Origin of the sequence: Mesorhizobium sp. M7A.F.Ca.ET.027.02.1.1, assembly GCF_004022985.1 — a bacterium.
Classification (GTDB): domain Bacteria; phylum Pseudomonadota; class Alphaproteobacteria; order Rhizobiales; family Rhizobiaceae; genus Mesorhizobium.
Window position 1 is genome coordinate 1 of the sequence record NZ_RZOL01000306.1, and the last position, 7,448, is coordinate 7,448.

5 protein-coding genes are annotated in these 7,448 nt (G+C 58.4%); 3 read left to right on the plus strand and 2 right to left on the minus strand.

The annotated features are described in order from the left end of the window. Positions 1–124 precede the first annotated feature (124 nt). A complete protein-coding gene (locus EN749_RS26130) occupies positions 125–637 on the minus strand; it encodes a hypothetical protein (protein WP_128364241.1) in 513 nt (170 codons plus the stop codon). Between the two features lie 289 nt (positions 638–926). On the opposite strand from EN749_RS26130, the gene EN749_RS26135 reads away from it, so the two are divergent. Then, complete coding sequence (locus tag EN749_RS26135) at positions 927–1,988, plus strand: cyclic nucleotide-gated potassium channel (RefSeq protein WP_128364242.1); 1,062 nt, start codon at positions 927–929, stop codon at positions 1,986–1,988. Positions 1,989–2,345: 357 nt separating this feature from the next. Beyond that, complete coding sequence (locus EN749_RS26145) at positions 2,346–4,253, plus strand: NACHT domain-containing protein (RefSeq protein ID WP_189367700.1); 1,908 nt, start codon at positions 2,346–2,348, stop codon at positions 4,251–4,253. 38 nt (positions 4,254–4,291) lie between these two features. Here EN749_RS26145 and lepA read toward each other — a convergent pair whose 3' ends face one another. After that, positions 4,292–6,097, minus strand: a complete 1,806-nt coding sequence (gene lepA, locus EN749_RS26150; RefSeq protein ID WP_128364244.1) for a translation elongation factor 4 — start codon at positions 6,095–6,097, stop codon at positions 4,292–4,294. Positions 6,098–6,356: 259 nt separating this feature from the next. On the opposite strand from lepA, the gene EN749_RS26155 reads away from it, so the two are divergent. Further along, the gene (locus EN749_RS26155; protein ID WP_128364245.1) at positions 6,357–7,409 is read left to right on the plus strand and encodes a TadE/TadG family type IV pilus assembly protein; all 1,053 of its coding nucleotides are present in this window, start codon (positions 6,357–6,359) and stop codon (positions 7,407–7,409) included. Positions 7,410–7,448: the final 39 nt, after the last annotated feature.

Consider the following 7,448-nt stretch of genomic DNA (forward strand, 5'->3'; position numbering starts at 1 on the left):
GGCAGTTGCCTGAGCCCGCGCCGGCCACTGGCGACCTGATAAGGGTCCGCCGCCCGAGTTTTCTATCGCTCCGAGTCTGCGCGATCAACCAGGCCGGACTTTTGGTACGGAAGCGGACAAAGGCTCACCGCGCCGGCCTCAGCAGCGTCCAGATCCAGCCAACAAAGGTCAGTACCAGGAACGGATAGCCGGCGGCGGGCAGCGGCGCCGACGTCGGCAGCAAGGGCGCGCCCCAGAGAATCATGCAAGCCGAGACGATAAACAGCACGGCGGCCACGAGCGCGGTGAGCCGCATCCACAGGGCGAAAGTCTTCGGCGCGCTGACCATGACCAATGCTGCCGCCCAAAGCGAGATGCCGCCGAGATAGGAGGGCACGCTGGCCTCCAGTCCCGCCGCATTGCCGGCAAGCAGCAGGCTCTCGCCGGCCAGGAAAGTCAGGAATCCAGCCGCTACGCTGTCATTGCCCAGCCGCTGGTATTTCATGGTCAGCAGCGCGGTCGCCACCACGAGTGCCACGCCGTCGATCGTCCAGAGCGTTTCGCGCAGCGGGGCGCTGGCGACGAAGGTGCCGGCTAGGCCGAAGGCACCGCCGATGGCGAGGCCGGTCGCGGCGATGGTGTCTGAAGTGGTGCGCATTTGATGTCTCCCCAAGCTGGCTCGAGGATACCGCAGGACGGTGTCTGATCCAATGCTCGCCGATGGCGAGGCGCTCTCACCTGTTTGACTTCCCGACGCGGCTCCAGTGTCAGCCCGAAATCGACAAGGCGTGAAGGCAGAGACTGTCGAGAGAGCGGTCCGCAGCGCGTCCGCAGTCGACAAAGTCAGCCTTGCCCGAGAACCGATATCGGCGGATCGCAGCAAGCACCTTTACGCTTGCCTTGAAGGCAGCCTACTTTGGCAAATAGTAGCCGCTCGTGGGCACAGAATGTCGGTACTGCCTTTCCTGAGAATTTACGCGCCGCTCAACGCGGTGCTGGCTGCCCCTGGGCTTCTGGTGGTGGCTGCGCTCACGACACCGAACCTGTCCGGACGAAGCAGACTGGCTCTGACCGCACTGCTCGCGGTCATTTGGGGCGCCTATCTTCTGCAGATGGCCGCGACGCTGCTCAAGCACCGGGCGGGAGACCTTCGGGACAGGACGCCGGCAATCGCCATCGATGTGCTCGCGGTTTTGGTTCCACTCGCCGCATTTCTGCTCGGCGGCACGCCCGACTGGAGCCTCTACTGTGGTGTCTGGCTGCTGAAACCGCTGCGCGACTCGACCTTCTTCCCGGTGCTGGGCAGGGTGCTGGCCAACGAAGCGCGCAACCTGATCGGCGTCACCACGCTCTTCGGCGTCGTTCTGTTTGGTGTCGCACTCGCCGCCTATGTCATCGAGCGCGACATCCAACCGGAAAAGTTCGGCAGCATCCCCGAGGCAATGTGGTGGGCGGTGGTCACGCTGTCCACCACCGGCTATGGCGACCACATTCCGCAAACCTTCGCCGGCCGCGTCCTTGCCGGGGCGGTCATGATGACTGGCATCGGCATCTTCGCGCTCTGGGCCGGCATTCTTGCCTCCGGCTTCTATCAGGAAATCCGTCGCGAGGATTTCGTCCGCAATTGGCAATTGGTCGCCGGCGTGCCCTTGTTTGAGCAGCTCGGCCCGGCCGTGCTGGTCGAGATCGTGCGCGCGCTAAGACCTCGCAACTTGCCGGCGGGCGCCGTGATCTGCCGCAGTGGCGAGACCGGGGATCGGATGTTCTTCGTCGTGGAGGGGCGCGTCAGCGTCGCGACGCCGAACCCGGTGGAGCTTGGCCCTGGCTCCTTCTTTGGCGAGATGGCGCTGATCAGCGGCGAACCGCGTTCGGCGACCGTCAGCGCCGCGACTGCGGTCTCCCTCCTGTCGCTGCACGCGGCGGATTTCCAGATGCTATGCAGCAGCAGCCCGGAGATCGCGGAAATCATCCGCAAGACCGCGCTCGAGCGGCGCGGGCCGATGGCTTGATCCCAATCGTGCAGCTTCAGCGCCGCGCTGGCGAGAAAGGTGAGAACCCCGCAGCTATGCAGTCATGGCAGTCATGCCCAGCCGCGGGTATTTCATCGTCAGCGGCGCGGTCGCGGCTACGAGCGCCCTGCCGTTGATCGTCCAGAGTCTTTCGCGCAGCGGCGCGCTCTCCACGAAAGTGTCGGCCAGGCCAAAGGCTCCGCCAATGCTAGGCTGGTTGCGGCGGCGGTGTCGAGAGTGGAGCGCACTTGATGTCTTACCTTTGGATCGCCTCACCGATATACCCCCTCCGCTCTTTAGCCTGTGAATCAAGTCGGCTAGGATGGTCTCGGCTAATAAATGGGTGGGGGAGTCATAATGTCGTCTGTTGATCCTAGTTCAGTTACCGCGTCGGTCGTTGCCGAACTCGTCAAAGCATCTTTTAACGCGACTGTAAGGGGAGCATCTGGAGCCGTTCGCAGTACCTGGAGCAAAATATTTGAAGATTTTGCTCCATATATGGAAGATACCTACAGCCGCAATCGCAATGTTCGCATACTTTGCAAAAAAGACAGCGACGTTGACCTTTACGATGTATATGTACATTCTAGCTTTTCATCGGGCGATAAAAAGATCTCAGACCGCGAAGTTATCGAGCATTTTACTGGCGGGAAGAACATTATTGTAAACGGTAACGGCGGTGCCGGTAAGACGTTTTTTATGCGTCACCTATGGCTCACCATATTTGCCAACCCCGGCTCGACCACCCCAATATTTATCGAACTTCGTCAACTAAGTGATCTTTCAAAGCTTGACCTCAAAACGTTTATCAGAAGAACAATATCCAACCACCGTGAACTGACGGACGATTTGTTCGATTACTTTTGCGCCCAGGGCCGGTTTAGTTTCCTTCTCGACGGATTTGACGAAGTCGCGCAAGAGCATAGGGAGGAGCTACAGAGACAAATCCTGCTCCTTTCTTCGATATATAGTAAATGCTCCTTTGCTGTCTCAAGCCGCTTTGAGAAACGCTTTGCCGGTTGGCAAAATTTCGACATCTTTGAGTCTGCGCCATTTGATCTCGGTCAAGTAAGGGCCCTCATAACCAAGGTGCCATTCGATGCCGATTCCAAGGTAGTCTTTTTGAAGAAACTCACCGCAGAGTTTTTTAGCCAAAATAGAAGTTTTCTATCAAATCCGCTGCTATCAATCATGATGATGATGACTTTTCGAGAGAACATGGACATACCGCGTCGCATGAGTATATTTTATGATCAAGATTTTAACACGCTTTTTCAGTGGCATGACGCGACAAAAGCATACAGCCGGTACAAGACATTAGATATAGAGGATTTTCAAAAATCTTTTGGCGTCTTCTGCTTGTTATCGTACTATAAGCAAGTTTTTGAATTTACTAAATCGGAAATAATAGAGTATATTTCGATGAGCAGTAAGTTTTGCTCTTTCTCGCAGGCGCCGGAGGATATTCTTGAGGATTACGAAGAGTCAGTTAATCTGATAAAGCAAGATGGGTTGAAATACACATTCATACACCGGTCATTTCAAGAATATTTTGCATCGTATGCGCTGGTGCGAATTGTTCCGGATAAGTTTGCTGAGTTTGTTGGAGAGATAGGTAAACGGACAAGTGACAGCATAATTGCCATGTGTTTCGAAATGAATCCGCGGCTGGTCGTTCAACATTATATACGGCCAGAGATTCATCGTTTTGACGAAAGAAAGACCTTTACCGTCAAACGCTCTGAGCCATTTTACTTTTTGAACCGCACCGGGGCCGAGTACCACTATATGATTTCTTACCCGAAGGATGGTAACTTGCGCCGCGGCAAATCGGTGACCGGTGGAGTTTCGATGAACATGTCGGAAGAATTCTCTTTTTTTATTGAGAATGTTGGCAGGCTTATGGGTAAGCGACCGTCGTCCCCTATGAAGAATTACTCTCGTGACCTGCTTTTTGAGCGAGGGATGTTCAATATTTTTCGACCGATTAAGGATATTGGACCCTCTCAAAGCGCGACGGTTCGAGTTACGTTTGGTCCAAACAAAATAGAGCCATCAGTTGAATTCGATGATCCCTTACCTATCGGTGCCACACAGATCGAGGACCACGTCGCCCGCGAGGTTGATGGATCGCGTGAGTGTTTTGCCAAAGTTGAAACTCGGATCCGAACTGAAATGAAAGGCATGGAAGCCTGGTGTCGGAATGAGATTGCGAAGGCGGAAAAGGGCGGCCGTTCTCTCAACGAGATACTCGGAATAAATTAGGCGATGCCAATCTCAGTGGATCACCAAGCCAAGACCCCTCAATCACCCATCTTAAGCGCCTGAATAAACGCCTCTTGCGGGATATCCACTTTCCCAAACTGCCTCATCCGCTTCTTGCCCTCTTTCTGCTTGTCCAGCAGCTTGCGTTTGCGTGAGACGTCGCCGCCGTAGCATTTGGCGGTGACGTCCTTGCGCAGCGCCGAGATGGTTTCGCGGGCGATGACCTTGCCGCCGATGGCGGCCTGGATCGGGATCTTGAACAGATGGTTCGGGATCAGCTCCTTCAGCTTCTCGCACATCTGCCTTCCGCGCTTTTCCGCCGCCGTGCGGTGCACCAGCATGGAGAGCGCGTCGACCGGCTCCTCATTGACCAGGATCGACATCTTGACGAGGTCGCCTTCCTTGTAGTCGGTCAGGTGATAGTCGAACGAGGCGTAGCCCTTGGAGATCGACTTCAGCCGGTCGTAGAAATCGAACACGACTTCGTTGAGCGGCAGGTCGTAGATCAGCATGGCGCGCTTGCCGACATAGGACAGGTCGGCCTGGATGCCGCGCCGGTCCTGGCAGAGTTTCAGGATGCCGCCGAGATAGTCGTCGGGGGTCAGGATCGTGGCGCGGATCCACGGCTCCTCGATCGCCGAGATTTTCACCACGTCGGGCATGTCGGCCGGGTTGTGCAGTTCCTTCATCGAGCCGTCGGTCAGAGCCAGCCGGTAGACGACGCTCGGTGCCGTGGCGATCAGGTCGAGGTTGAACTCGCGCTCCAGCCGCTCCTGGATGATTTCCAGATGCAGCAGTCCGAGGAAGCCGCAGCGATAGCCGAAGCCGAGTGCCGCGCTGGTTTCCATTTCAAAGGAGAAAGAAGCGTCGTTGAGGCGCAGTTTGCCGACCGCGGCGCGCAAATCCTCGAAATCGGCGGCGTCGACCGGGAACAGGCCGCAGAACACCACTGGCTGCGCCGGCTTGAAGCCGGGCAGCGCCTTGGCGGTGGCGCGCTTGTCCTCGGTGATGGTGTCGCCGACGCGGGTGTCGGCCACTTCCTTGATCGAGCCGGTGAAGAAGCCGAATTCGCCGGGACCGAGCTCGTCGACATTGATGCGGGCCGGCGTGAACACGCCGGTGCGCTCGACCAGGTATTTGGCGCCGGTGCCCATCATGCGGATGGTCTGGCCCTTCTTCAGCACGCCGTCGATGATGCGCACCAGCACGATGACGCCGAGATAAGCGTCGTACCAGCTGTCGACCAGCATCGCCTTCAAGGGCGCCGAAGCGTCGCCTTCGCGCGGCGGCGGCAATTGGTGGACGATGGCCTCCAGCACATCGGGAATGCCAAGCCCGGTCTTGGCCGAAATCAGCACGGCGTTGGAAGCGTCGATGCCGATCACCTCCTCGACCTGCTCTCGGATGCGCTCGGGCTCGGCGGCCGGCAGGTCGACCTTGTTCAGCACCACGACGATCTCGTGGTTGTTGTCGATCGCCTGGTAGACATTGGCCAGCGTCTGCGCCTCGACGCCCTGCGAGGCGTCGACGACCAGCAGCGAGCCCTCGCAGGCGGCTAGCGAACGCGACACTTCATAGGCGAAGTCGACGTGGCCGGGCGTGTCGATCAGGTTGAGGATATAGTCCTCGCCATTGTTGGCGCGGTACTTCAGCCGCACCGTCTGCGCCTTGATGGTGATGCCGCGCTCGCGCTCGATGTCCATCGAGTCCAGCACCTGCTCCTTCATGTCGCGCAGCTCCAGCCCGCCGGTCAGCTGGATCAGCCTGTCGGCAAGCGTGGATTTGCCATGGTCGATATGCGCGACGATGGAGAAATTGCGGATGTGGTCGAGGGGCGTGCTCATGGCGCGCGTTTAGCAGGGGTGGCTTGCCCGAGCAAGCGGCAGGCTGCCGCCGCACATGTGACCCGGCCCGTTGCCTGGCAAGCCGTACGGCCGCTGCCGGGAAGGCAGAGCAGGCGGCTGCCGAGGCAAGCGGTGCGGGCGCTTGTCGCCTTTTCCCCCGGATTCCTCGAAAAATAGATAAATTTTAACCACACGCGTTAGAGCATAATTTGTGATCGGCATGTTAGCGGAGGGAAATATCTCATGTAAGGACGAAGGCATGCGGGGGCTTGCAGGCAGTTTTATCGAGTCGCGGAGCGGCTCGTTCGCACCGATACTTGTTCTCGCCATGATACCGCTGATCACCGCGGTCGGCTTTTCCGTCGACTACACTTCCGCGGTCCAGACCAGGTCGACCGAGCAGGCGGCGCTCGACGCCGGGATCCTGTCGATCACCACGATGGATACGGCCTCGACGATGCCGCAGCGCCAGGTGCTGCTCCAGAATACCTACAGAGAAAACGGCGGACAGGGCGCAGCGACGCTGAACAGCTTCGACGTCAGCGCCAACGGCACCGCCACCGCGCAGGCCTCGGCGAGTTTCGCCATGAAGACCGTGTTCATGCAGATCGCCAGGATCCCCACGGTGGCCATCGGCGTCAATTCGGCGGTGAACAAGGCGCCGGCTCTGGTGGAGGCGACCTTCAAGGTCACCGGCGTGTCGGGTTACTGGAACAAGACAATGACGCTCTACGGCACGATGTTCGGTGCCGCAGCGGGCAAGCCGCTGATGACGATCGATTACAAATACGGCGGCGGCACGGATCCCAAAGGTTACGGCACCACCACCGTCAGCAAGATCGACAGTCTGGGCGTCCCCACGGTGATCCAGACGCAGGTCTGCAAGGTCGGCAAGAACCCGCCCAACGGGGTGACGCTCAACACCGACCAGTCTGGCACGAAATATTACTGTGTCGACACAATGACTCCCGGCAACACCGCCGGTGCGTCAATCGACGTCAGCCAGATGGCCAGCCTCTATCTGCAGATGAATGTGCCATCGGGCAACCCGAAAAACCTCTATTCGAACGATCCGGCCACGTCCAACCGGCTCTATAGCTCGACAAGCGCGGACATCCCCCTGGCCGAAATGGCGACCGGCAAGATCGTTGATATCTTTGGCCTCGTGCCTTGTGGCTCGACAGGCTACCAGGCCTGGGAGGACGGCGGCAACTCGGTTCCGGCGCCTGTCGGCAACGCCGACTTCTTCTACAACGTCACCGGCAAGTGCGACTTCAACAAGCGGCCCAACAACACGCGGCTGACGCAGTAGAAGCTGCTCTTCTTGCCTTCTCCCCTTGCGGGAGAAGGA

What these genes read in the sequence shown, in the direction of transcription:
- EN749_RS26155 (WP_128364245.1), top strand. Translation starts at nt 6,357, where the DNA reads ATGCGGGGGCTTGCAGGCAGTTTTATCGAGTCGCGGAGCGGCTCGTTC.
- EN749_RS26130 (WP_128364241.1), bottom strand. Translation starts at nt 637, where the DNA reads ATGCGCACCACTTCAGACACCATCGCCGCGACCGGCCTCGCCATCGGC.
- EN749_RS26135 (WP_128364242.1), top strand. Translation starts at nt 927, where the DNA reads ATGTCGGTACTGCCTTTCCTGAGAATTTACGCGCCGCTCAACGCGGTG.
- EN749_RS26145 (WP_189367700.1), top strand. Translation starts at nt 2,346, where the DNA reads ATGTCGTCTGTTGATCCTAGTTCAGTTACCGCGTCGGTCGTTGCCGAA.
- lepA (WP_128364244.1), bottom strand. Translation starts at nt 6,097, where the DNA reads ATGAGCACGCCCCTCGACCACATCCGCAATTTCTCCATCGTCGCGCAT.